This window comes from Dactylosporangium sp. NPDC050588, assembly GCF_040654975.1.
Lineage (GTDB): Bacteria > Actinomycetota > Actinomycetes > Mycobacteriales > Micromonosporaceae > Dactylosporangium > Dactylosporangium maewongense.
The window spans coordinates 18425-42383 of record NZ_JBFAJA010000061.1 but is presented as its reverse complement, the minus strand read 5'-3'; the positions used below and the strand labels follow the sequence as shown (position 1 = coordinate 42383).

The window sequence follows — 23959 nt, the reverse complement described above, 5'->3', positions numbered from 1 at the left end:
CCAGGGGAGGCGCGGCGTGATCGCGGGGCACCTCGACGACGGCACGCCGTTCCACGCGCCGGTGGGCGTGATGCTGAGCGACGGTAACGGCGACCGTGTCTGCTGCCACCTGTGCGGTCGCTGGTACCTGTCGGTGGCCAGCCACGTGCGGGTGCACGGCTGGACCAAGGCCGCCTACATCGCCGCGTTCGGCCTGGAGGTCGGCAACTCGCTGGCGGGGCGGCGGACCCGGCAGCGGCGCGCGGAGGCGCTGCGGGCCCGCCAGCATCGCGACCCGGCCGTCCAGCGGGCGCAGGCGGCGGCCCGGGTCCGGGCGCGCAGCGGTGTCCTGACGGTCGCCGCGGCCGAGGCTGCCCGGGGCCGGCCGCATCCGCAGGAGCGCCTCGTGAAGACCCTCGCGGCCCTGTCGGCCATCCGCCCCGCGGCCCGCGCCGAAGGCAACCGGCAGCGGTCCGAGCAGCATCTGTCCGACGTCGGCGCGAAGGTCGCGGCCCAGTTCGGGTTCGAGTCCTTCGCCGGCTACGTCCGCGACCGTCTCACGGGCGGGCGGAGCCTGGCCGCGATCAGCCGCGAGGCCGGGCTGCACAAGGACTGGCTGTCCCGGCACCTGCCCGCGATCGCACCCGACCTCGCCGCGCAGCGCACGCGGATCCGCGCCCACCCCGGCGATGCCCGGCTGCTGCCGGCCGCCCGGTCCGCCGGTCACACCGACGTCGGTGCGTACCTCCGCCACCGCCATCTGCGGCAGCACCGCACGGTCGCCGCGATCGCCGCCGAGGCCGGGGTGACGCGCTGGTCGGTCCTCGCCGCGATGGAGCGGCACGGCATCGCCGCGGTCCCGCACGCGACGAAACGGCACCGGGCCGCGAGCCGCAGCTCGAGCGCCGCCGCGCCGTTCGGGTTCACGTCGGTCGCCGCGTACGCCGCGCACCGGCGGGCGGAGGGCGCGACGTGGCGGGCGCTGGCCGCCGAGTCCGGCCTGCCCGAGTCGACGCTGCAGCGGCACGCCGCGGGCCGCAACGCCTGAAGGTCGTAGTCTGTCCATTGTGGACGGCGGCCACCGGGACGAACCGGGTGGCCGCCGCCGGGCGGTGCTGTCAGTGCGCGACGGGGCAGCCGCCGGTGAGCTTGCCGAGGAACTGGTTCGGGTCGTAGTAGTGCTCGACCTCGAGGAGCTTCAGGTCGTCGCTGACCTTCGCGACGCTGATGCCGAACATCTCGATCGTCTGCCCGTTGGGCTGGTGGCCGTGGTACTCGCCCTCGAAGGCGCCCCAGTGCCGCCACTTGAACGTGACGACCGGCGGCGGGCTGAGGACCTCCAGGACCTCCCAGTAGAAGCCGCCCGGGAACGCCTTGTGGAAGATGTGGTGCGACGACTCGAACGACTCCTGGCCCGTCTTGTAGAACGGGCTCTCGCCGATGAGGATGTTGTAGCTGCCGATGTCGGCGATGTCCTGCGCGCTCGCCCACGGCCCGCCGTTGACGTTCGTCCGGAAGTGCTCGGTCACCATCGACACCCAGGTCGCGGGGTCCTTCCCCCGGGACCCCGCACGCACGTCGATGCCCTGGTGGGGCGCGATCCGGGCGCCGGGGTTCCGCCGCATCGGTCCTCGTCTACTGCAGGAGGTCGAACCGCTCCCACGGCCCGTCGGCACGGCGACCCCGATGCCGAATCGCATGGATCTCGGGCCCCGATGATCAAGCTGTGACCCGCGAGTACCACGCGACCATCTGATTCATCGCTGCAGCGGGAAGCAGCCCGGTCCTGGTGGACGCAGACGCGCCGGGATCGAAAATGTCGGCGCTGATTCGTCCCTCGACCATGATGAGTGCGGCTCCATCCTGCTGCACCACCAGATACGGCTGGTCGCCGTGGCTGAGCGTGTGCCGCCTGGCGCCGGCGAAGTCGGGATTCGGCTGAGCCCCCGCCTCGCACCGCTCAACGATCTTTACCGGCGACGCGGCTGCGGCCCGATCGGCGGTGGGGTAGCGTACTGCCGTCATTCGGTACCGAAAGATCACGTGGCCGTCCTGTGACATCCCGGTCAAGTCTGCTGTGGTGAATCTGGTGACACCTTCCCCGAAAAGCTGTCCGGTCAGGTCGTCCAGCGAGCGCCAGAGCAGCCGACCCGTAAGGCGCTCGTCAGATCCCCTCATTGGTTCACACGCGGGTTCCGCGACTCCGGCCGTCACCTGGGTGCACGGCCGGCCCGTTGCCACCAGTTGGTAGTCGGAAAGAGCATGCTCCATGCTGAGCCCTGGCACCGGCAGGCTGTTCAACAGTTCGTGCACCGGCGGCACCGGATAATCCACCGGGGTGTAGCAGGCCACGGCCCCCGGCTGCGACGGCACCACCCGGACGCCATCACGCTCCGGAGCGGAAGCGGGAGCGGCGCAGCCGGCAAGGACGATCGCAGTGAGGACGACCGCGGCGGCCTGGCGGATCGGTCGCATCCGTACACCTCTCGTCGAGCGGGGCCACGGGTGGGGCGCGAGCGCCACCCGTGGCCGTTCGTATGACGGTGAGCCGTCAGCCGCACTTGGTCTTTGCGTCGGCAGCGACCCGGTCACTGACTGAATTCGCGCAGTTGATCAACCCTGTGGCGCGCGCCTTGTCGAAGGTGAAGGCGCGTCCTGAACCATTGGTCGATATCACTGTCCCAGTGCTGTTGCACCGCCGCTCGGAATAGCTGCCGCCGCCCGAGTAGTGTCCGGCGTAGATGACCCACTTTCCTGGCGTACTGAATGACACGTCGCGCGTGTAGGTGCTGGTCACGGAAATGACCCCCTGCAACCCGTAGTTCGTCGTGGTGCTGAGGGTCAATTCCGCAATCTTCTTGAGACTGGCATTGGCCCCCAGTGTGCCCCCGAACGACGCCGATGCCGTGACCTCGGCTACCTTTGTCGTGCTCCATGCGAAGTGTTCCGGTGTCGAGTCGTTCTTGTAGTGGACCGACCACTTGGTGGCCTCGCCCTCCTTGGTGTAGCTCGCCACGTCGATCCAAACAGTGTTGGGCTCGCACACAGTGGGAGCTGCGATGGCCGGTGATACTCCGACGGCGCTTGCCGCGACACCGGCCGTGATGGCCGCCGCCGAGGTCGCCACGCGGCGTGCTGCGGATCTGATGCTTCTCATGTGCGTCCTTCCGTGCTGTGGCCGCCACGGTGCTGCACCGATGCGACGGCCGTAACGCGCTCCACCGGATTCGGCAGGCGTGAACGGCGAACGGATCCCGCGCCAATTGGGCACAGGGTGCCGGATGGGCCGAGGATGTTCGCTGGGTAGACCGTGGATCATCCGTGACTTGACCGATAGCGCCGCAGGCGTCGGACAAACAACGTCGGACAAACCTTGGTGGCGTTCACGCTGGTCAGCAGCTGTACCGCAAGACGGTCACCGGGTTGATCCGCTCCACCTTCGTGTCAGCGACGGACGCCCTACACCCCGCCCTTCAGGTTCATCAGGTTGTCCCCGGCGCCGGTCCGGGCCCAGTACTGATCCAGGCTCCCGGTGCAGGGGAAGCCCAGGATGCGTGATCCGTTGTAGATGTTGCCCCCGTTGACGGCGAGGCACCTGCTGTCGCCGTTCACGTACATGCAGTACGTCGGATACGTCGGATGGCAGCTGCCGGCGGGGGAGTGCCAGGTCTGGTCGTTGTTGGTCGTGCAGGTGTAGATGGCGGCGAGGCCGCCGGCGATACCGAGTACAGCGGCCGGGCCGAGAAGCGCGATAATCGATGGCCGCGCCGATCGGGCCGGTGCGATGATCGGCGCACGGGTCGCTAGCTCAACTGGGAGAGCATTCGACTGAGTAGCGCGTCCGCTTCCCGCGCGAGCGGACATGGAGGCGCTTCCTTCTCCTTGTTGGATCGAAGGGTTCGGGGTTCGAGTCCCCGGCGGCCCACCCGTGCCGGCTCCGGCCGGCTGTTGACCGAATGGGGGCCGCGTGCTCGAGAAGCTGCTCATCTCCAGGACGCTGCGCGTGCCGGCGAGCACCGGCGCGGCCGGTGACGGTGCCGCGGTGGCCCGGCAGCTGGACGCGGCGCTGCTCGACGCCGGGTTCTCCGCGTCGCGGGCGCTGCTGGAGCACGTCGGTGGCCTCGCCCCCGGGCCGGCGATGGACCTCGCCGCGACGGTGGTCTCCGCGGTACGGGAGCTGGTGGGCGACCACGTCCAGCACAACGCGTACTTCATCGGCTTCCCGCACGACGTGCCGGACACCGTCGAGTTCTGGACGCAGCGGCTGCGCGCGGCGGTGCTCGCCGGCGGCGGGACGGCCTCCGACGCGGTGCTGCGCGACGCGGCGCGCTCCGGTGCGGTGAACCTGCTCGACCTGCCGGGTTACGGCACGTACCAGCACACCTACGCGGAACTGCTGGCCGCGCACGACGCGCTGATCGCCTCGGCCGGTGACCGGCTGACGCTGCTGCACCTCGGCGACACCGCCGGCGTGGAGGTGGAGCGGCTGTACCTGGCCCTGGCCGGCAGCACGACGCCGCTCGGGGAGGCGGACCTCGCGCTCCTCGGCGAGCTCGTGGTCGCGTGCATGGACGGCACGCAGCCGGACGTGATCCCGGTGCGGGAGCACCGGGCGGTGCTCAACGGGGTCAGGCTGGTGCTCGGCCGCCCGCTGGTCGCCGTGGACACCACGACCGACGTGCTGCGCCTCGCCTGCCAGGTCTCCGGCGGGGACGTCTCGCTGGCGGCACCCACCCGGTTCCGGTCCTTCCGGCGCCCGGAGCGGCGCGTCCTGCTGGCCGCGCTGGACCGGGTCGTCGCCGCCGACCAGGACCGGCTCGGCGACGTCGCCCGGCACGCCGAGCCGTGGAAGCGGCTCGGCGAGCGGCTGCACCCGCACGAGCACGAGCAGTGGCCGCACGCGCAGGCGGTGTTCGCGGTCGCGCGTGGCGAGCGGCGGGTGCGCAACCTGGCGGCCCGTGCGGAGGCGGCGTTCGGTGCCGGTGGCGCCGGCGCGGCGGCGTCGGTGCTGTCGGCGGCGCCCGGCCTGCTGCTGCGCTCCGCGGACCGGCTGCTGCGGCTCGCCTCGCCGGCGGAGCGGGGCGTCGTGGTCGACGCGGTCAGGGGTGCGCTCGGCTCGGCGTCGGGGCGGGTGCTGTGCTCGCTGCGGGAGCATGTCGGCAACCGGCTGGCGCCCATGTCGGCGCGCATGTACGTGAACCGGTCGCGCCGCGCGTGGACCGGGCCGGACGAGCGGCCGCCGCTGCCGGCGGGGCTGGTCGCCGAGCTGTCGGCGCTGCTCGACGCGCGGATCGCGGCGCGCCTGCCGCGGCAGCCGCGGCCACTGCTGGTCGACCCGGACGTGCTCGACGTCGCGCTGCCGCTGTCGGGCAAGGCGGCGGAGGGCGGCTTCGGCGTGCTGCCGCGCGGCTCGCGGGCGCCGGTCGCGGGGGAGCTGCTGCGCTTCTTCACCTACTGGCGCCAGACCAGCCTCCGCACGGACTTCGACCTGTCGGTGCTGCTGCTCGATGACGAGTACCACAGCGTCGGCCAGGTGTCGTGGACGAACTACCACCACGAGGGGGTGGTGCACTCCGGTGACATCACCGACGCACCGGACGGCGCGACCGAGTTCATCGACGTGCCGCTGACGATCGGCGCACCGCACGTCGTGCCGCAGGTGCACATCTACTCGGGCGAGTCGTTCCAGCAGGTCGCCGAGTCGATGTTCGGCTACCAGACCCGCACCTTCGACCAGCGCGGCGCCCCGTTCGACGCCCGGACCGTGCGGGCCCGTTCGGACCTGCGCGGCAAGGGCCGCATCGCCCTGCCGATGGTGTTCGCCCGCGGTGAGCGCGGCTGGGAGGCGGTGTGGCTGCACCTGTACCTGGAGGGCCGCCCGTCGTTCAACCGGGTCGAGGAGCAGACGTTCACCACGGCCGACCGGGTGCGGGCCCTGATGGAGCGCCGGTACCTCACCGTGTCGTACCTCGTGGACCTGTGGCGCGCCGGCGCCGACGTGACCACCTGGGACGGCAGCCTCCCCGACGAACCCGTCACGTTCATCGGCATCGACGCACCGGAGGGCCTGCCAGCCGGTTCGGAGACCTACACTGTGAACCGGCTCCACGAGCTGATCCCCGCGTAAGCGGCGGCGGCCGAGGCCATGTGGGCGCTTCCTGCTGTTTCCGTTCGAATCGGGAACCTCCGCGCAGGCGGAGGATCAGGTATCTCAGCGTCCACGCTTTCCTCGGCCGCCCACGCGTGTCCCCCGAGCGAGCTACGGTCAGGTGTCCACCGCGCGGTGACGCGCTGCCTCGCGCGAATCCATACCGTTCACTGCATGCGATCGTTCCTGCAGCTCGCCGCCGTCTTCGCGGTCTCGTTCCTCGGCAGCCTCGTCATGGGCGGCAACCCGTGGCTCACCCTCCTCGCCGGCACCGTCACCGCGGTCCTGGCCCTCGTCGTGTACGTCCGGATCGGCCACCGCCCGTCGCCCGACCTGCCCCGCGAGGGCGCGGCCGTCGCGTTCGGCCGCGGTGCGGTCCTGGGTGCGGCACTGTTCACCGCGGTCATCGCCGTGATCGCGCTCCTCGGCGGGTACCGCGTCGAAGGCTGGGGATCGCTGTCCGGCGCCGCCGCACTGCTCGGCCTGATGCTCGCGGCCGCCGTCACCGAGGAGCTCATCTTCCGGGGTGTGCTGTTCCGGGTCGTCGAGGCCCGCACCGGCACCTGGACCGCCCTCGCCCTGACCGGCGCGCTCTTCGGCCTCATGCATCTGCTCAACCCGCACGCCAGCCTGTGGGGCGCGGTCGCCATCGCGATCGAGGCGGGCGGCATGCTCGGCGCCGCCTACGCCGCGACCCGCACCCTGTGGCTGCCGATCGGCCTGCACTTCGCGTGGAACTTCGCGGAGGCGGGCGTCTTCGGCACCGAGGTCTCCGGCAACGACACGGCGCAGGGGCTGCTCGACGGCGCGCTGTCCGGGCCGGTGCTGCTGTCCGGCGGCGTGTTCGGCCCCGAGGCGAGCCTGGCGTCGGTCGTCGCCGGCGTGGCGGCCACCGTGGTCTTCATGACCCTCGCCCGGCGCCGGGGCCGCGTGCTGGCACGCCGGAGCCGCCGCCCGGCCGCTACGCTCGGCCGGTGATCGACGCCCAGCGGCTCCGGGAGCGGTGGGCGGGTCTCGACGTCACGGTCCGGGACCTGCCGCTCGCGCTGCTGCTCGCCGCCGCCTCGCTCGTGCCGGCGCTGCACGGCTACGGCACGCGCCTCGCCGAGGACCTGCCGTCCCGCCCGTTCGACGGGTGGGCCGTCGCGGTCGCCGCGCTCGAGTGCCTGCCGCTGGTGCTCCGGCGGCGCCGGCCGGCCCTGTGCCTGGCACTCGTCGCGGCGGGGTTCGCGGCCGACCAGCTCCTCGGCTACCACCTCGTCGCCGGCACCGCCCTGCCCATCGCCCTGATGAGCGCGGGCGCCCACCTCGGCGGGGACGGCACCGCGGTCGCCGGACGGCGCGGGAGAAGGGTCCGGGTGCTCACGGCGGTGGCGGTGACGGTGGCGTACGTGCCGCTCGCCGTGGCCCTGGACCGGCGGGGCTCGGCGGAGGGCGTCACCGGGTACCTCACGTTCTATCTCGCAGTGGCGCTCGCGTGGGGGATCGGCGCGTGGCTGCGCGTCACCCGCGCCGCCGAGGCCGAGCGCCGCCGGCACGTCGCGGAGAGCACCCGCGCCGCCGAGCGGGCCAGGATCGCCCGCGACCTGCACGACGTCGTCACCCACCACGTGACGGCGATGGTCGTGCAGGCCGAGGCGGCCCGGTACCTGACCGCCGCGCCCGACCGCCTGGACGAGTCGCTGACCGCCGTCGCCGGCACGGGCCGCCGCGCCATCTCCGACCTGCGCCGGCTCCTGGACGTCCTGGACCCCGGCCACGGCGGGCAGGCCGACCTCCGCGCACCGGTCGAGCAGGCCCGCGGCGCCGGCCAGCCGGTCGAGGTCACCGAGTCCGGCACGCCCCGGGAGACGCCCGGCGACCCCGAGGCCATCGCCCACCGCGTGGTCCAGGAGTCGCTGACCAACGCGCTGAAGCATGCCCACGGCCGCCGTACCGTCGTGCACCTGCATCACGGCGCGGACGAGCTCACGGTCGAGGTCTCCACCGACGGCGGCCGCGGACTGAGCGGCCTCGCCGAGCGCGTCCGGGCCCTCGGCGGCACCTTCACCGCGGCGCCGCGGCCCGACGGCGGCTTCACCACGACCGCCCGGATCCCGCTGTGACGATCCGCGTGCTGGTCGCCGACGACCAGGCCCTCGTACGGACGGGATTCGTCACCATCCTCGGCGCGCAGCCCGACATGGAGGTGGTCGGGGAGTGCGGCGACGGCCGGGCGGCGGTCGGCCTGGCGGAGTGCCTGCGGCCGGACGTCGTGGTGATGGACGTGCGCATGCCCGTCCTCGACGGGATCGAGGCGACCCGGCGGCTCGCCGGCGCCGGCGTGGCCGAGCCAGTGAAGGTGCTGGTGGTGACGACGTTCAACCTCGACGAGTACGTCTACGAGGCACTCCGGGCCGGGGCGAGCGGCTTCCTGCTCAAGGACGCGCCGACCACCCAGCTGCTGCACGGCGTCCGCACCGTGGCGGCCGGCGCCGCGCTGCTGGACCCGGAGGTGACCCGGCAGCTCGTCGGGCGCTACGCCGCGCGGATCCGGCCCGCCGCCGACGGCCCGGGCGGCGCGCCGCTCACCCCGCGCGAGCTGGAGGTGCTCCGGCTCATCGCCGAGGGGCTGACCAACGCCGAGATCGCCGCCGCGCTGGTCATCAGCCCCGAGACCGTGAAGACGTACGTATCGCGGCTGCTTACCAAGCTGGACCTGCGCGACCGGGTGCAGGCGGTCATCTACGCGTACCGGCGCGGCCTGGTGACCTGAGCCCGTGCCTGCTCAGGAGACGCTGGTCCACGCCGGGTACTTCGCCACGCGCCCGTCGCCGGACGAGCGGCCGCGGACCCGGCGCAGCACCCACGGCAGGACGTGCTGGCGGTAGTACCGGGCCTGGACGACCAGCCCGCGCGCCGCCGCCGCGGTGTCGTCGAGCCGGTGCTCGGCGCCGGGGACGCCCAGGGCGGCCAGGACGAGCCCCGCGACCCGCCGGTGGCCGGCGGCGTTGAGGTGCAGCCGGTCCGCCGACCAGTACCCGGCGCGGCGCAGCTCGGTGTCGCCGAAGCAGTCGACGAACAGCACGCCGTGGCGGCCGGTCAGCTCCCGCACCGCCTCGGTGAGCTGCTCGGCGCGGCGGCGCAGCACCCGCCCGAGCGGCAGGTGGTCCGACGGGTCGGCGCCGCTGAGGACCATGAGCCGGACCCCGGCCGCCTCGCAGCGCTCGACCGCCCCCTCGATGAGCCGCACGAGGTGCGCGAGGTCGGCGCCGCGGCGCATCATGTCGTTCCCGCCGCCGTTGAGCGAGATCAGCGTCGGCGGCGGCGACATCGCCAGCGCGGCGTCCAGCTGGGTGGTCACGATCGGATCGAGCAGCCGGCCCCGGATCGCCAGGTTGGCGTAGCGCCACTGCGGGTCGGCGGCGCCGAGCGCGGCCGCGACCAGATCGGCCCACCCGCGCGGGATGCCGTCCGCCCGCTCGTCACCCATGCCCTCGCTGAAGCTGTCACCGATCGCCACGTACCGCATGGCCCCGACGATACCGAGTCGATCATCGCGGCCCGATCAGGGTCGTCCGTACCGAACTCTTACAACTACACGTCGTTCCTGGGCTACAACGTCTCCACCGGCGACGTCTTCGGCTGCGCCGGGTCCCTGGCGAACAACGCGGCTCTGTGCGGCGCGCTCAACCGGCACGTCGCCCAGCTGCCGCAGTCCCAGTGGGGCGACGTCGGCCGGTTCTACCAGAGCGCACCGGCCAACTACTACGCCCGGTTCTGGCACAACCACGCGATCGGCAGCAAGGCGTACGGCTTCCCCTACGACGACGCCGCCGATCAGTCCAGCTTCATCGCCCTGAACAACCCGCAGTACATGCTCATCGCGGTCGGCTGGTAGCACCGTCGGCGGCGCGGCTCACGACCTGGCCGCGCCGCCGACCGTGCGACGCACGTCAGACCGGCGGCGGCGGGGGGAGCGACGGCCGGGACCGGGCGTACTCGGCGAGGTCGCTGAGGAACTCGGCCGCGGACATGCTCTTGCCCTCCTTGCCGATCGGCGACGGTTGCAGCGGCACCAGGAGGTCTTCGGCGGGCGAGTGCAGCCACAGCGCCGTCAGGTACAGGCTGGGAACGCGCAGCAGGCGCAGCTCGAAGCCGGCCGCCTCGAGCTTGGGCAGCTTCCGGACGACCTTCATGGCCTTGTCGGTGGCGTCGACGAACGGGCCCTCGTTGACGTTGGCGAAGCGCTGGGTCCCGTCCGGTGCGGGCATGGTCTCGGCGCTGGCGACGACCTGCCCGGCGGACTCGACGAGATAGCGCCAGCCGGCCGGCTCGGCCCGGTCGAGGCCGCCGCCCGCGGCGATGTCGTCCGCCCCGAGGGTGAAGACCTGATGCGGCGTGGACAGGTCCAGCTGGTCCGCCCGGGCACCGCGCAGCGCCTTGGTGTGCAGACCGCCGTGGGCGGCGAGGGTGTGCAGCCTGGACTTGACGTGGTCGTGTGCGCCCGACGGCGGATCGGGCAGGTGCAGCGGCATGTGGTCCCCTCAGCGCTTGGTGGTGTAGGAGTAGCGCCACGTCCCGATGTTCTGGTACCGGGCGCAGAAGTCGTCGTAGGTCCAGGTCGAGTTGCCGTACGCCGGATCGGCGACCTTGACGTACTCGACGCCGTCGATCTGGTGGCGGCCGTGGACCGCCAGGACGTGGGAGTTGCCGTCCCGCCAGATGACATCGGCGATGAACGGTGCGCCCTTGGCCAGCTCGTCGGAGATCTGCGCGGCGGTCAGCGTGGTCCGCAGGTCCTGGTTGAGCCGCCCGAGCCGCTGCATCGGGGTCTGCGGCCAGTTGCCCCGGTTGCATGCTCCGGCCCCACCCGCACCGCAGCAGTCGTTGCGTCCCCACTCGGTGTTCGCCAGCGTGCATTGCGTCAGCGTGGTGGCCGGGTTGTAGTACTTCTCGACGCTGACCGTGCACGCCGACCAGCACCAGTAGGTCTGCTGCTGTTGCTCCATCACGAAGTTGAGCAGCTGGTCGTCGCGGGAGAGAAAGAACGACTCGTGCGCACCGCCGTTTGCGTTGAGCTGGCAGTTCACAATTCCGCCGCCCGCGTCGGTGCGGGTGGTGACGCCCGAGCCGACCAGGCGCAGGAAGATGCCGGGAATTGCGACCGACTCGAATGAGAATGAACCGTTGGACTGGGCCCGGAGATTGAACTTGTGGTTTGCGCCGCCGTTTGCGTTGAGCTGGCAGTTGACGGTCCCGCCACCGGCTCCGGTGGTGGGCACCCCGGTGCCGTCCATGCGCAGGAACACGTTCGGGGAGGCGACCGATTCGACCGAGTAGGAGCCGTCGGCCTGGGGGCGCAGCTTGAACCGCTCCTTGGCGCCGGCATTCAGCTGGCAGTTGACGGTGCCGCCCGGTCCGGCACCGTTCACCGAGGTGCCGTCCATTCTGAGATACACGTTGTCAAAGAACGTGGATTTGATGGTGATCGGCGCGTTCCCGAGCGTCGCTAGATCGGCTTGCGTCAATGGCATGGTTTCCCCTCCTTCGGTTTAGGAATGCCACTGACCTTAGCGGGGATCAATACGTCATACGACCGTCGCGACATTGATATGCCTCGGGCGCGTGTTGCGACGAAACTAGATAGAACGTGGCAACACGGTTGGTTACGTCACGGGTGCGGACAGTGTGGTTCCCGGGCCGTACAGCCGGCGGGCGTTGCCGGCGCCGACCAGCGCGGTGATCCGCTCGGCGTCGGCGATGCTGACGCTGTCGTCGGCGCGCCAGGTGTCGAGCAGGCGGCGCAGGGCGTGCCGGAAGCGGGCGGCGCCCACGAGGTACAACTCGGGCAGCAGGTAGGCGTCGGTGGAGAACAGCAGCTTGCCGAACGGCGCCAGCTCGAAGAACTCGGGCAGGACCGCGTCGCCGGCGTGGGTGAGGGTGAGGCCGACGTCGACGTGCACGTGCGGGTACACCTGGGCGAGCCAGCCGGCGTTGCGGTGGAACGGGTAGCAGTGCAGCAGGACGACCGGCGCGCCCCGCGGGTCGAGCGCGGCGAGGAACGGCTGGGCGAGGGCCGGGTCGGCGCGGTGCAACGCGAGGTCGCGGTCGCCGAAGCCGGTGTGCAATTGCAGCGGCAGGCCGGTGCCGACGCCCGCCCACAGCAGGTGGCCGAGCAGGTCCGGGTCGGTGATCCGGCCGCGGCCGCCGCGCAGCCACGCGCCGGCGGCCCGCTGGACGGCGCGCGGCGGGGGCGGCCGCGCGGGGACGGCGAGGCCGTGGCGGTAGGCGGCGACGGACTTGACGGCGGCGGCGGTGCGGACCCGGCCGTCGAGGGCGGACGCGAAGGCGGCGGCGAACTCGGCGGCGCCGGTGTCGGCGGGGAGCGTCTCGGCGACGCGTTCGAGGCGGACGACCTCGCGGACGCGGGCGCCGGAGACCGCGGCGAGGCCGGCGTCGCCGAGCAGGTCCGGGTCGTCGAGGCCGGTGTCGACGAGCAGCTCGGCGAGGCCGGCGGCGCGCAGCAGGGCCTCGGTGGCGGCCCGCCAGCCGAGCTCGGCGCGGCGGGCCAGGTAGTCGCCGGCGGGCGCATGGACCGGCAGGCCGAGGGCGGGGGCGCACCAGCGGCGCACGGCGAGCCCGACCCGGCTGTCCAGATAGGACACACCCGGCGGGGGCGGCAGGTCGGCCTCGGTGCAGGCGGTCTCGAACGCGGCCCGGTCGAGGTCGCGGGCCAGCACCCGGTGACAGTGCCCGTCGATCAGCCCGTCGATCAGTACCTCCACCGGGTCGCCTCGACGATCTCCTGCTGGGTCGCGCCGGCGAACCGGTCGGCCTCGGCGAGCTGGACCGCGCAGTACGCCTCCAGCAGCGCCGGTCCGAGCAGGCCGGCCAGCAGGTCGTCGGCGCGCAGCGCGGCGACGGCGGCGTCGGCCGTCTGCGGCAGCCGTTCGGGGCGGCGGTCCTCGGGCAGGAGCGCCGGGTCGCCCGGCACCTCGGCGGGCAGCGGCAGGTCGTACCCGCACGAGGCGGCGACGATCTCGGTCACGGCGGCGACGACGAGGTACGGGTTGGCGGCGCCGTCGCAGCACTTGACCTCGACGTTGGCGGCCCGGTCGCGCTCGCCGGGGCTGCCGGTGACCAGCCGCAGGGCGGCCTCCCGGTTCTCGTGCCCCCAGCAGCGGAACGGTGCGGCCCAGTGCTGCGGCTCCAGCCGGAGCCGGCTGGCGACACCGGGGGAGCCGAGCGCGGTGAGCGCCGGCAGCCGCCGCAGGAGCCCGGCCATCGCGGCCTCGCCGGCCGGGCGCAGCCCGTGCGGCCCGGCACCCCCGCTGAACAGCGCCTGCCCGTCGCGGCGCGCCGAGACATGCAGGTGCTGGCCGTTGCCGACCTGGCCGGCGCTGACGACGGGGGCGAACGACACCCGCAGGCCGTGCCGCTGGGACACGGCCCGGACGGTCTGGCGGACCAGCACCGTCCGGTCGGCGGCGAGCACCGGGTCGGCGGCGGCGACGGACACCTCGAACTGGCCCGGCGAGTACTCCGGGTGGATCTGCTCGACGGGCACGTCCTGCGCGTCGAAGGCCCGGTACAGCTCGTCGAGGTAGGCCGCCGCCTCGACGACGCGGGTCATCCCGTAGGCGGGCCCGGTCGCGGCCGGCTCGCCGTCGGCGGTGGCGAGATACCACTCCACCTCGAACGCCATCCGCAGCTCGAGGCCGGTCTCGGCGGCGCGGGCGGCGGCGGTGCGGGCCAGTGTCCGCTGGCAGCACGGCCACGGTTCGCCTTCCTGGGTCCGCCGGTCGGCCGGCGCCCAGGCCCAGTGCGGCTGCGCGGCCAGGACGGTGGCGCGGTCCAGGTCGGGGAACAGCCGCAGGTCCCCGGCCGGCCCGCCGACGTGCTCGCTGGTCGTGGCCGAGTCGTCGACGAGGAACACGTCGAAGACCGGCGACATGCCGACGCCCCAGGCGGCCGCGTGGGTGAGCCGGCGGACCGGCACCGTCTTCACCCTGGTGATGCCGGCGTTGTCGACCCAGGTGACTGCGACCGCGTGGACGTCGCGGGAAGCGAGCTCGGCGGCGATCCTGCCGGCCCGTGCGGTGTCATCCATCGACGCGTCCTTCCCGGAGGCGGGCGCAGGGCAGATGTACACCTACCCGCGCCGGGCCCGCTGAACCGGGAAGGCGTCGTCCTACCGGGCCTGGCCTTGCGGCACCAGGTCGAGCGCGGCCTCGACGGCGACCTCCTCCATCCCGCGCAGGAACGCCTCCGCGTCGCCGGGCGAGACGAAGTGGGTGTCCATGAACACGGTGATCTGGATCGTGTCCGGCACGTCGTCGATGTGGACGAACAGCCGCTCGAAGGGGTCGTCCTGCTGGATCGTCCAGCGGAACGTGGTGTTGCCGCCGCAGAGCGCCTCGCGGATCTGGTCCGGCGTCGGGGCCGGGCCGGTGGCGCCCGCCCGGGTGGTGATGCGCCGGTCGTTGTAGAAGCAGCCGAGGTCGAAGTCGGGGTCCCGCTCCGCGGCCACGCTCGCGATCAGGTCCTGCAGGTGTACCGGATGGAAGTAGGCGTGTTTGTACGCCGTCATCGCCGCCCGCTGGGTCCGCGTCAGCGCCTCGGAGAACGGTACCCCCGCGACATCCAGCGCGCAGAGGCCGCTTTCGGCGACGGTGCACACCACGTCGGCGAGGGCGGGGCGGAACCGGTTGTTCACCGTGGGCCGGAACACCACCGGATTGATCCCGGTCATCCGGTGCAGCGCCACCCCGTAGACGGCCATCAGCACCGGCGAGGCGTCCAGGCCGGCCCGGGCGGCGATCGCCTGCGTCGCCAGGTGCAGGGCCTGAGACCTGAACTCGCCCCGCCAGTGGCGTGGCTGCCGCGGGTCGTCCGAGCCGGCGAACCGGCGGGACGGGATGGTCCGCAGCAGCCGTTCCCAGTAGCGCAGCGCCGCCTCGTTCTGCCGGACACCGGCCGGCGAGCGCTGCCAGCGGGCCTGCTCCAGCGGCTGCATCCCCTTGACCGGCGTGGCCACCCGCGCGCCGGACTCGGCGATCATCACCGCGGCGCCCGAGCCGTCGGTGACCAGATGGCACATGATGGCGACGAGGTGCGTCGGCTGCCCGGACCGGACCACCACGCCCATTCGCATCGGCCACTGCGTCACGTAGTCGTAGTCGGTCTCCTCATACCGCCGCCGCATCGCGTCGGCGAGCTCCGCCGGGTCGTCATCGCCCGCTTCGACGACGTCCAGCGCGATCTCACCCGAGCTGGACACCACCTGGGACGGCCGGTCGTCGGCGTCGAAGCGCAGCCGGGTCCGCATCGGCTGGTAGCGGCTCATCAGGTAGCGGAGGTTCTCCACGACGTCGGCGAGGCTGGTGCCGTCGGGCAGTGGCGTCGCGCCGCCCATGGGCAGCCAGGAGTTCTGGCGGCGCATCGCCATCCACAGGTCCAGCTGGCCCCAGGACAGGTCGTCGACACCGGAACCCTCACCCTCGAAGGCGACCATGATCTGTTCTGTCATGCCACCGGTCCTTCCGTGTCACCGCGGCGTTCATCGATCACCCGGCAGCATCGTACAGTTTCTTTACAGATAGGTGTACTGCGATGCCGGCGCTCCGGATGGCGGGTCGTCAGGGCCGCTGACGTGCGGCAACGCGCCTGGATGACTTTGCGGGTGATCGGCGGGGCCGTACACTCGGCGGCACGTCGCCGGGTTCAGGGCGTCCTTCGGGTCCTGTGTGGCCACCCGGTGGCGAGGTGGCCGCCGGCGCCGCCCGCTTCCTTGCCCGACTCAACCCCGCCACGTGTGCGCCTGCCGCGTGGCGTGGAGTCGCCCGTGCCTTCTCCGGTCGGCGACCGAAGCCTAGGGAGATCATGAGAAAAGCAGTCATTACCGTGGGAGTGGTGTGCGCCGCGCTCATCGCGTTCATGCTCGCCGTCAAGCACCCGTCCCGGTCGTCGCATTCGCTGCAGACGGGGACCGGGCTCGGCCTCCACGTCAGCGGCAGGAACATCGTCGAGGCCAACGGCAACAGCTTCGTCATGCGCGGCGTCAGTCACCCGTACGCCTGGCACAAGGACCAGAACCAGGCGTTCGCCGACATCAAACGGCTGGGTGCCAACGCCCTGCGGGTCGTGCTGACGAACGACGTCGGCGCCGGCGAGGTGTCCGACGTCATCGCGAGGTGCAAGCAGAACCGGCTCATCTGCGTCCTGGAGTACCACGACACCACCGGGCACGGCGAGAAGGACGACGCCACCGACCTGGACGCGGCCGCCGGGTACTGGACCGGGCTGAAGAGCGTCCTCGCCGGCCAGGAGAACTTCGTCGTCATCAACGTCGGCAACGAGCCGTACGGCAACAACGACACCGCGGGCTGGGCCGGCGCGACGAGCGGCGCGGTCAGGAAGCTGCGCGACGCCGGCCTGCGACACCTGATCATGGTCGACGGGCCGAACTGGGGACAGGACTGGTCGGGCGTCATGCGCGGCAACGCCACGTCGGTGTTCAACAGCGACCCGCGGCGCAACATCGTGTTCTCGGTCCACATGTACGGCGTGTACGGCGCCGCCTCGAAGGTCACCGACTACTACGACGCCTTCCAGAACGCCGGGCTGCCGCTGGTGGTCGGTGAGTTCGGGTGGAAGCACACCGACGGCGACGTGGACGAGGACACCATCATGAACGAGGCGCAGTCCCGCGGGATCGGATACCTGGGCTGGTCGTGGAGCGGCAACAGCGGCGGCGTCGAGTACCTCGACCTGGCCACCGGCTTCGACCCCGGCCGGTTGACCGAATGGGGCCAGCGCCTCTTCAACAGCGCCAACGGCATCAAGGCGACCGCGAAGGAAGCCACCGTCTACGGCGACCGGGCGACGGACCGGTAGGGCAGCGGTCCCGGCGGGGGGACCGCCGCCCCCCGCCTGCCCGCAAGGGCAGCGGCCCGCTACATCGGTACTACTCCGAAAGTAGGGCCGACTTCCGCACCGTCACCCAGGCCACCCCTGAGCTGTCCACGGGTAGTAGCCCATCGCCCAGCGACAACGCGCACGCAGGGGGAGGCGAACGTGAGAGCGTCGAAGACCGCGACTCCCGACCGGGACGCCTGGCATCATCGCGACGCCTGGCTCACGGACCGGGAAGCGCAGGCCACAGGGCAGCCCCAGGTGACGCAGACCCTGTCCGGCCCGAGGCAGGCACGAGGGCCGCACCGCGGCCTCGCCCGCTGGCGACCGGGATACTGGCCGCTGATCCTGTCCTATCTGGTCGTCGTGGCGAGTGACTTCTGGTTCGTCAACCCGTTCGCCACCGGCGCGCTCAGCTGGCCGCTGACCGTGCTGTGGACCTGGCCCATCGTCACCACGATCACCGGCATCGTCGGCATCCGGCGGAGCCGCAGGACACTGCGCGAGGCGGAGGCCCGCTGGTCCGGCCGCGGGGTGACGGTGAGCGCGGGCTTCCTGATCGTCGTCGTCCCGACCATCGGGCGGAACGACACCTACCCCGCGCTCAAGCGCTCGGTCGAGTCCTACCTCACCTACCTGCCCCCGTGCTTCCCGCGGCTGCGGATCGACATCGTCATCGACGAGGGCTGCGAGGCGGCCGACAGGATCGCCGGGCTGGCCGCGCGGAGCGAGCTGATCCGGCTCGTCGTCGTGCCGAGCCGGTACCGCACCGCCAACGGGACGAAGTTCAAGGCGCGGGTCACCAACTACTCGCACGAGCTGCGGATCCACGAGCGCGAGAACCGCGACGACGTGTGGGTGCTGCACATGGACGACGACACCGGCGTCGGCCCCGACACCGCCCTGACCATGGCCCGGTTCATCGAGGAGCAGGTCGAGGCCGGCGCCGACGGCAAGCACCTGGCGCAGGGCGTCCTGACGTACCCGCGCGAATACGCCGTGAACACGCTCACCTGGCTCGCGGACTCGGTCCGGCCGGCCGAGGACGTCGGGCGCTTCTCGGCCTGGACCGGCAGCGGTACACCGCGGGCAGGTGTGCACGGCGAGCTCCTGCTGGTGCGGGCGTCGATCGAGGCGACGATCGGCTGGGACTTCGGCCCCCGGAGCATCGTCGAGGACGCGCAGTTCGCGCTGATCTTCAGTGCCCGCTACAAGGGCCGGAGCGCCTGGTTCAGCGGGCGGTGCTACGGCGCGTCGCCCGCCGGCCTCCGCGACTTCGTCCGCCAGCGCGAACGCTGGTCGTGGGGGCTGACGGCCCTGGTGTTCAACCGGTCGCTGCAGCTGCGGAACCGGCTGCTGCTCGGATACTCGGTGGCGTCGTGGGTCGTCGGCCCGATCACGAACGTCGCGGTCGTCATGACGCTCAGCATCCTTGTCGCCGAACGCAACACCTCTCCGGTGGCGCTCTTCATCATTCCGTTCTGGGCGCTGAACATGGCCTACACGATCTGGATGTACTGGGAGGGCCTGCGGCTCAACGCCGTGGTGTCCGGCGACGGCCGGCGCAAGTGGTGGGAGCCTCCGGTCGTCATCCTGCTGATCCCGGTCTTCGGGATGATGGAGAGCATCCCTGGACTGCGCGGATCCATGAAGTTCGCCCGGCGCACCGAGCACAGGTTCATGGTCATCCGGAAGCCTTCATGACCCGCAGGATCGGCCTTCGACCCGTCTCCGGCGGGTCGAAGGCCGACGCGGTGCGGGGAGATGATCCGGCCGGCTATCGCGCGCCCACCGGGACCTGGAGCCGCTTGCCGCGTCCCCGCATCTCCTCGTACCAGCCCCAGTCCTCGTTCTGGTCGATGACGGTCTGCAGGAAGCCCTCGACCGTCTCCGTGCGGGCCCAGTCGCGCTGGAGCTCACACGCCACCGAGTTCCACGTCGTGGGCTGGGCTCCGGCGTGGTTGATGCGCTCGAGCGCGTTCTCGTGCGCCTCGATCGTGGTGCCGCCGAGCGCGTCGACGACCGGGAACACCTGGTATCCCTCGTTGAGCGCGTCCAGGCTCGGGAACAGCAGGCACGCCTCCGTCCACAACGCGCACATGATGAGCTTGCGGCGGCCCGTGGCCTTCACCGCGTCCAGGAACTCCTTGTCCTCCCACGCGTTGATCTGCGTCCGGTCGTACGAGGGAAGGTCGGCGATCTCGTTCCGCAACTGCGGGATCGTGTCCGGGTTCACGCCGGACTTCACGTTGACGGTCGAGAGAATGGTCGGAACATTGAACACCCGGGCGAGGCGCGCGAGGGCGATGATGTTGTTGACCATCCGGCCCGTGTTCATGGACCGCACCGTGTAGATCTGCGGCGGCTGGTAGTCGATGATGACGAGGGCCGCGTTCTCCGGAGTCAGCAGGTGGTCCTTTTCCGGGTTACGCTTGGGCAGGCTTACCATGACGTCCTCCTGACTGGTGCTGGGGTCGTATCCTGGTTTCTTCCGGCGTCCTGATCCGGCTCGCCCACAGCTACCCGAGCCCTACCGGATCATGCGGCGGGATCCGCCGCGGCCGGCGGCACCGGCGCCGGGCGGCGGCCCTTGATGTCCGGTCAGGCCGGTGGCAGATACCAGCCGTACGGGCTGGGCAGCGACCCGCTGAGCCGCGCCGGCAGGTAGTGGCGCCCGAAGAGCTCGGCGACCAGGTCGGTCCGGCTCGACACCGCCAGCTTCGACATGACCGACTTCAGGTGGTCGCCGACGGTGTGCACGCCGATGCCCAGCGCCCGCGCGATCTGGGCGTTGGAGCGGCCCTGCAGCACCAGCTCGGTCACCTGCCGCTCCCGGCCCGTCAGCGCGTAGGCCCGCACCAGCACGTCGGCGAGGTGCGTCTGCCGGGCCGGCTCGATCACCACGGCGACCGAGCACTTCGCCCCGGGCCTGGTCAACCACACCGCGCCGGAGCCGCTGCGCACCGGCACGGAGGCGGTCGCCGGGCTGGTCTCCATGCTGCGCACCGCCTTCCCCGACGCCCGCACCGAGATCGAGGACATGACCGGCGCCGGCGACGTGGTGGTGATGCGCAACTGGTACGCCGGGACCCACCTCGGCCCGTTCCTCGGCAACGCCCCGACACAGCGCCCGTTCCGGTTCCGGCAGATGCACTGGATGCGTTTCGGCGCCGACGGCCGGGTCACCGACCACTGGGGCGTCCGCGACGATGTCAGCCACCTGCAGCAGCTCGGCCTGATCGGGTAGGCGCCCGAACGCGCGCGGGCCCCGCCGGACGATGCCGACGGGGCCCTGACGGTGCCGGGCTACTGCTCCGGCGTGATCTTGCCGCTGGCGCCGAAGACCTGCACCTCGGCGATGCGGACCTCGTTGCGGAACTGGCTGTTGGCAGCGCAGTCCGTGTTCGCCCGCGGGTCGTTGTCCTGCTCACCGGCGTACAGCGGGTTGCCCGTGCACTGGCTGGTCAGCACGACCACACGCACGTGCGTGGCCAGCGTCGGGTGGATGTCGAAGGCGCGCAGGTTCAGCTGCGGCGCCACCGGACGCCAGGCGCCGCCCGGGAAGGCGTCGTCTGTGCTGCGGAACGCCTCCGTGTAGCTCGAGTCCTTGCTGCAGTCGGCCGTGGTGGCGTTGCAGGTGAGGACCGCGAACGAGCGCAGCGCGCTGAACCGGTTCTGGTTCGCCGTGCTGGCGTCGACGTCGCCCCGGAGAGCCGGGCGCAGCATGGCGCTGACGTTGAGCGACTGGACGTTGACCGGCTTGTCGCCGGCCAGGTCGATCGTGACCTGCTTGCCGGCCACGCCGTTCACCGACGCCCAGTTGGTGCCCTCGGTCTCGTCGTTGATCTTGTCGACGTTGACGCCGTCGCCGGACGCCACCGCGCCCAGCGTCGAGGAGGCCACGTTCTGCGGCAGCTTCAGCTTCAGGTCCTGCGCCTTGCCGGGCTTGAAGGAAGCGGTGAACTTCTGGCTGCCCCAGCCCTTGCCGTTGACCACGAAGTGGAACTCGGTGTTGGGCAGGATCTGGAACGTGTCCGGCAGCGGGGTCGACGGGTCGGTGTCGGCCACCGGGGTCACCCGTGCCTCGTAGTCGCCGACGTACAGCGTGACGTTCGCGCCCGAGGAGCCGGCCATCGGCCGGAGGGTCACCGTGGCGTTGTCGGCGTACGGCGAGTGGAAGCTCGGCGTCGGGTCGGTGTCCGACGACGCGCCCGTCGCGCCCTCACCCAGGCCCGACTCGGCGAACGCCTTCCAGATGATGTCCTGGTTGGCCCCGCCGAAGCGGACGAGGTCCGCGGCCAGCATGTTGTCGCGCATGCTGGTCATGGTGGCGCCGCTGGCCGCCTGCAGCAGGTACGAGTCGAACATCAGCTGGATCCAGCGCCGGTTGCCGGGGCAGGAGGCGGCGTCGACGGCACCGTCGGCGCACTGCTGCTGCAGCTCGGGCGTGCCCAGGCCGTAGCGGTTGACGAACTCCTGCCGTACCCGCAGGTTGGTGGCCACCCAGATCTCGCCGTCGGCGTGCACCTCGGGACCGACCAGGTCGAACCCGAAGTCCGAGTAGTTCAGCGGGCTCTTGCTGGCGTCGTAGTCGCGGATGCCCTCGTGCATGTTGCCGGTGACGTACGCGCCGGTGACGAACGGGGTGTCGCCGGCGGCGCGCAGGCCGTTCTCGAACAGGTACTCGGCCGCCACCAGGTCGCCCCAGCCCTCACCCATCGAGCCGCCCTGCGTGCCGGTGATGCCGTTGTTCGGCCCGGCGATCATGCGGTTGGTGATGGCGTGGGTGTACTCGTGGCCGATGACGGTCATGTCGTAGTCGCCGTCGACGCACGGCGGGTACGCCGAGCCGGCCACGGGCTGCCACAGGAACATGTTGGTCGTCGGCGCCTGGCCGTCGCGGCCGGTGCTCTGGTTGGCGTTGTTGCGGCTGCCGCTGAGAGCGCCGGACTGCGCGCGCCCCTGCTCCGGGTCGTTACCCAGGCCGCCGGGCTGGATGTTGACGACCTGCATGTTCCACGCGGCCTCGGTGAAGCCCAGGTGGTAGCTGAAGTCGTGCATCCGGTTGTGCATGGCGAACAGGTTCGACACGGCCGCGTCGCCGTCGTTGCGCCCGGCCGCGGTGAACACCTCAGGGTTGCACTTGGCCTCGTGCCACGCGTCGGTGAACGGGTAGGTGTAGTTGCGGTCCGTCCGGGTCGCCGCCGGGAACGCGGCGACGCCGCCGCCCCACTGCACCACGTTGTTGGCCGCGTTGCCCGACGAGGTGAACGTCGGCTGACCGGTCACCTGGTTGACGTCCCAGGCCTTGCCCGACGCGGCGTCCTTCACGGGCTTGATGCAGTTGGCCGCCGGGGTGAAGCACCACGTCACCCGTGGATCGGTGCCCGCCGGGAGCGTCTGCGGCGCGGTCGCCGGGAAGACGGCCCAGGTCGGGTTGTCGGAGTCGAAGTCGACCATGTCCTCGCGGACCAGGATGCCGCCGGTGCGCGCGTCGACGAAGGTCGAGTACGCCGTGGGGTTGTCGGCATCGGTGGAGACCAGGCTCACCTGGTAGGCGGCGCGCACGCCGTCCTCGGGAGTGGGCACGCCCACCTCGATGACGTCGGGCTCGCTGACCTGACCGGCCGTGAGTCCGGCGTCGGCGAGGGCCGCGGCGACGGCGTCGGCCGCCGACAGCGTCGCCGGCTCCGGCGCGGCGGTGTCCCGCGTCAGCGACGACGTGACCCGCACGACGTTGCCCTTGTCGATCAGGATCGACACGAGCCCGTCGTGCCCGGCCGGCAGGTCGCCGAAGGTCTGCCGCAGCAGCACGACGTTGCCGGTGCCGAGCTTCTGGACCAGCAGCGGTTCCATCGCGGCGACGGCCGGGGCGTCCAGCGCGTACAGGTCGTGGTTGTCGAGCAGGTACTGGCGGGCCGCGGCGACCGGGTCGCCGGTCAGGCCGGTGGCCAGAGCCTTGTCCGGGCCGACGGCCTCGGGCTCACCAAGCGAGTTCCAGCGGACCTTCGCGCCGCCGACACGGTCGGCGGCCGCCTTCTGCTTCGCGGTCGGCGCCTTGCCGCCGCGACGGTTGTCGACGTCGTGCGGGCCGTGCCCGTCGACGTCATGGGCTTTTCCGGGGTTCGGCTTCGGATCGGCAGCGGCGGGTACGGCGGTCACCGCACCCGTCGCCACGACGGCGGCGGCAGTGAACGCGGCTAGCGTCCTGCCCCGCCAGCGCCTGGGGTTCAACCCAGATGTGCGCACGATCGGTTCTCCTCTGGTTGGTTGGGGGCGCGTGTGTTGCTCCGGGGGCGCCAGTTGATCTCATAGGGCCTATCACGGCCCTGTGCTGCGACACCAGGTTGCGCATTTCCTGGTCCACAATGGACAGCTCGGAATCGGCTCGGAGTCCGCCCGGCCCGGCCGGGCGGTCGGCGCGGCGCTTCGGGCGACAACGGGCAAATCGATCAACGGGCGTGCCCGGCGATTTACGGGCACTTCCGGATACGGCCCTATTTGCGCGAATGTTCATCGATAGCGATGACCGACATTCGCCGCACAAGCCCGAAGAATGGGCAACCGTCTGCGTGCCAATGCATTATGCCATATCGCCGTTCGACATCTGTCGCGACCGTGGCGACGTCCCGGACGCGCAGGCGGGCGGGGTCTGGTGCCTCGCAGAAAACGGCGAGTGTAAATGTCATGGCGTGGTGCGCGAAGACGTGTACCAGGAGTGCATCGCAGCTCAGCCGGCCGCGCCGTACCGTCGAAGGTGTGAACAACCGAGCCGAGGTGCGAGATTTTCTCACCACGCGCCGCGCGAAGATAACCCCGGAGCAGGCGGGCGTCCCGACGGCCGCGCAGGCCCTCGCCCTGCTCGCCTCGTGGGCCGCCACCGAAGCCGTCCGGCACGTCGCCGGCAAGCAGGCCTGACCAGCACGACCGGCCCGA

22 protein-coding genes and 1 tRNA gene are annotated in these 23959 nt (G+C 71.7%); 11 read left to right on the top strand and 12 right to left on the bottom strand.

Annotated elements, in window-relative coordinates:
* Positions 1–16: 16 nt before the first annotated feature.
* A complete protein-coding gene (locus tag AB0I21_RS36155) occupies positions 17–1027 on the top strand; it encodes a hypothetical protein (protein WP_360568002.1) in 1011 nt (336 codons plus the stop codon).
* Positions 1028–1097: 70 nt separating this feature from the next.
* On the opposite strand, the gene AB0I21_RS36150 is transcribed toward AB0I21_RS36155, so the two are convergent.
* The 3 genes from AB0I21_RS36150 to AB0I21_RS36140 form a co-directional block, all read right to left on the bottom strand.
* Complete coding sequence (locus AB0I21_RS36150; RefSeq protein WP_360568001.1) at positions 1098–1604, bottom strand: hypothetical protein; 507 nt, start codon at positions 1602–1604, stop codon at positions 1098–1100.
* Between the two features lie 94 nt (positions 1605–1698).
* Entirely contained in the window at positions 1699–2454 is a 756-nt protein-coding gene (locus tag AB0I21_RS36145; RefSeq protein ID WP_360567999.1) for a hypothetical protein, read from the bottom strand.
* Between the two features lie 76 nt (positions 2455–2530).
* Positions 2531–3136, bottom strand: a complete 606-nt coding sequence (locus AB0I21_RS36140; protein WP_360567997.1) for a hypothetical protein — start codon at positions 3134–3136, stop codon at positions 2531–2533.
* 640 nt (positions 3137–3776) lie between these two features.
* Between AB0I21_RS36140 and AB0I21_RS36135 the strand changes: the two genes are divergently transcribed.
* The 5 genes from AB0I21_RS36135 (at position 3777) to AB0I21_RS36115 (ending at position 8882) form a co-directional block, all read left to right on the top strand.
* Positions 3777–3904 (top strand) — tRNA-OTHER (locus tag AB0I21_RS36135).
* 42 nt (positions 3905–3946) lie between these two features.
* The gene (locus tag AB0I21_RS36130) at positions 3947–6106 is read left to right on the top strand and encodes a hypothetical protein (RefSeq protein WP_360567995.1); all 2160 of its coding nucleotides are present in this window, start codon (positions 3947–3949) and stop codon (positions 6104–6106) included.
* A 195-nt stretch (positions 6107–6301) separates the two neighbouring features.
* Complete coding sequence (locus AB0I21_RS36125; RefSeq protein WP_360567993.1) at positions 6302–7105, top strand: type II CAAX endopeptidase family protein; 804 nt, start codon at positions 6302–6304, stop codon at positions 7103–7105.
* Positions 7102–8232, top strand: coding sequence for a histidine kinase (locus AB0I21_RS36120; protein WP_360567991.1), 1131 nt, complete (start codon positions 7102–7104; stop codon positions 8230–8232). Before AB0I21_RS36125 ends, AB0I21_RS36120 begins: the two co-directional genes overlap by 4 nt.
* Positions 8229–8882: a response regulator transcription factor gene (locus tag AB0I21_RS36115; RefSeq protein WP_360567989.1), complete on the top strand. Its 654-nt coding sequence runs from the start codon at positions 8229–8231 to the stop codon at positions 8880–8882. The genes AB0I21_RS36120 and AB0I21_RS36115 overlap by 4 nt, the downstream gene beginning before the upstream one ends.
* A 12-nt stretch (positions 8883–8894) precedes the next feature.
* Here AB0I21_RS36115 and AB0I21_RS36110 read toward each other — a convergent pair whose 3' ends face one another.
* Complete coding sequence (locus AB0I21_RS36110) at positions 8895–9638, bottom strand: SGNH/GDSL hydrolase family protein (protein WP_360567987.1); 744 nt, start codon at positions 9636–9638, stop codon at positions 8895–8897.
* Between AB0I21_RS36110 and AB0I21_RS36105 the strand changes: the two genes are divergently transcribed.
* Entirely contained in the window at positions 9519–10007 is a 489-nt protein-coding gene (locus AB0I21_RS36105) for a beta-1,3-glucanase family protein (RefSeq protein ID WP_360568066.1), read from the top strand. The two genes, AB0I21_RS36110 and AB0I21_RS36105, sit on opposite strands and share 120 nt — an antisense overlap.
* Positions 10008–10062: 55 nt before the next feature.
* Here the strand turns inward: AB0I21_RS36105 and AB0I21_RS36100 are convergent, their stop codons facing one another.
* From AB0I21_RS36100 to AB0I21_RS36080, 5 genes are all read right to left on the bottom strand, one after another.
* Positions 10063–10644 (bottom strand): hypothetical protein, encoded by a 582-nt coding sequence (locus AB0I21_RS36100; protein ID WP_360567986.1) that lies wholly within the window; start codon positions 10642–10644, stop codon positions 10063–10065.
* A 9-nt stretch (positions 10645–10653) separates the two neighbouring features.
* Positions 10654–11568 (bottom strand): papain-like cysteine protease family protein, encoded by a 915-nt coding sequence (locus tag AB0I21_RS36095; RefSeq protein WP_360567984.1) that lies wholly within the window; start codon positions 11566–11568, stop codon positions 10654–10656.
* A 207-nt stretch (positions 11569–11775) separates the two neighbouring features.
* The gene (locus tag AB0I21_RS36090) at positions 11776–12894 is read right to left on the bottom strand and encodes an amidohydrolase (protein WP_360567982.1); all 1119 of its coding nucleotides are present in this window, start codon (positions 12892–12894) and stop codon (positions 11776–11778) included.
* Entirely contained in the window at positions 12882–14219 is a 1338-nt protein-coding gene (locus tag AB0I21_RS36085; RefSeq protein WP_360567980.1) for a glutamine synthetase family protein, read from the bottom strand. The genes AB0I21_RS36090 and AB0I21_RS36085 overlap by 13 nt, the downstream gene beginning before the upstream one ends.
* 81 nt (positions 14220–14300) lie before the next feature.
* Complete coding sequence (locus AB0I21_RS36080; RefSeq protein WP_360567978.1) at positions 14301–15638, bottom strand: condensation domain-containing protein; 1338 nt, start codon at positions 15636–15638, stop codon at positions 14301–14303.
* A 353-nt stretch (positions 15639–15991) separates the two neighbouring features.
* Between AB0I21_RS36080 and AB0I21_RS36075 the strand changes: the two genes are divergently transcribed.
* Entirely contained in the window at positions 15992–17005 is a 1014-nt protein-coding gene (locus AB0I21_RS36075; protein WP_360567976.1) for a glycoside hydrolase family 5 protein, read from the top strand.
* 180 nt (positions 17006–17185) lie between these two features.
* Positions 17186–18727 carry a glycosyltransferase family 2 protein gene (locus AB0I21_RS36070; protein ID WP_360567974.1) on the top strand — a complete coding sequence of 514 codons (1542 nt, stop codon included), beginning with the start codon at positions 17186–17188 and terminating at the stop codon, positions 18725–18727.
* Positions 18728–18800: 73 nt separating this feature from the next.
* Here AB0I21_RS36070 and AB0I21_RS36065 read toward each other — a convergent pair whose 3' ends face one another.
* Together AB0I21_RS36065 and AB0I21_RS36060 are read right to left on the bottom strand one after the other, a co-directional pair.
* Positions 18801–19472 (bottom strand): hydrolase, encoded by a 672-nt coding sequence (locus tag AB0I21_RS36065; RefSeq protein WP_360567972.1) that lies wholly within the window; start codon positions 19470–19472, stop codon positions 18801–18803.
* A gap of 152 nt (positions 19473–19624) precedes the next feature.
* Positions 19625–20020: a helix-turn-helix transcriptional regulator gene (locus AB0I21_RS36060; protein WP_360567970.1), complete on the bottom strand. Its 396-nt coding sequence runs from the start codon at positions 20018–20020 to the stop codon at positions 19625–19627.
* Here AB0I21_RS36060 and AB0I21_RS36055 point away from each other — a divergent pair.
* Positions 19920–20270, top strand: a complete 351-nt coding sequence (locus tag AB0I21_RS36055) for an ester cyclase (RefSeq protein WP_360568064.1) — start codon at positions 19920–19922, stop codon at positions 20268–20270. The genes AB0I21_RS36060 and AB0I21_RS36055 overlap by 101 nt on opposite strands.
* Before the next feature lie 59 nt (positions 20271–20329).
* On the opposite strand, the gene AB0I21_RS36050 is transcribed toward AB0I21_RS36055, so the two are convergent.
* A complete protein-coding gene (locus AB0I21_RS36050; protein WP_360567968.1) occupies positions 20330–23185 on the bottom strand; it encodes a M36 family metallopeptidase in 2856 nt (951 codons plus the stop codon).
* Between the two features lie 597 nt (positions 23186–23782).
* Here AB0I21_RS36050 and AB0I21_RS36045 point away from each other — a divergent pair.
* Entirely contained in the window at positions 23783–23941 is a 159-nt protein-coding gene (locus AB0I21_RS36045; protein ID WP_360567967.1) for a hypothetical protein, read from the top strand.
* The last annotated feature ends 18 nt before the right edge of the window (positions 23942–23959 follow it).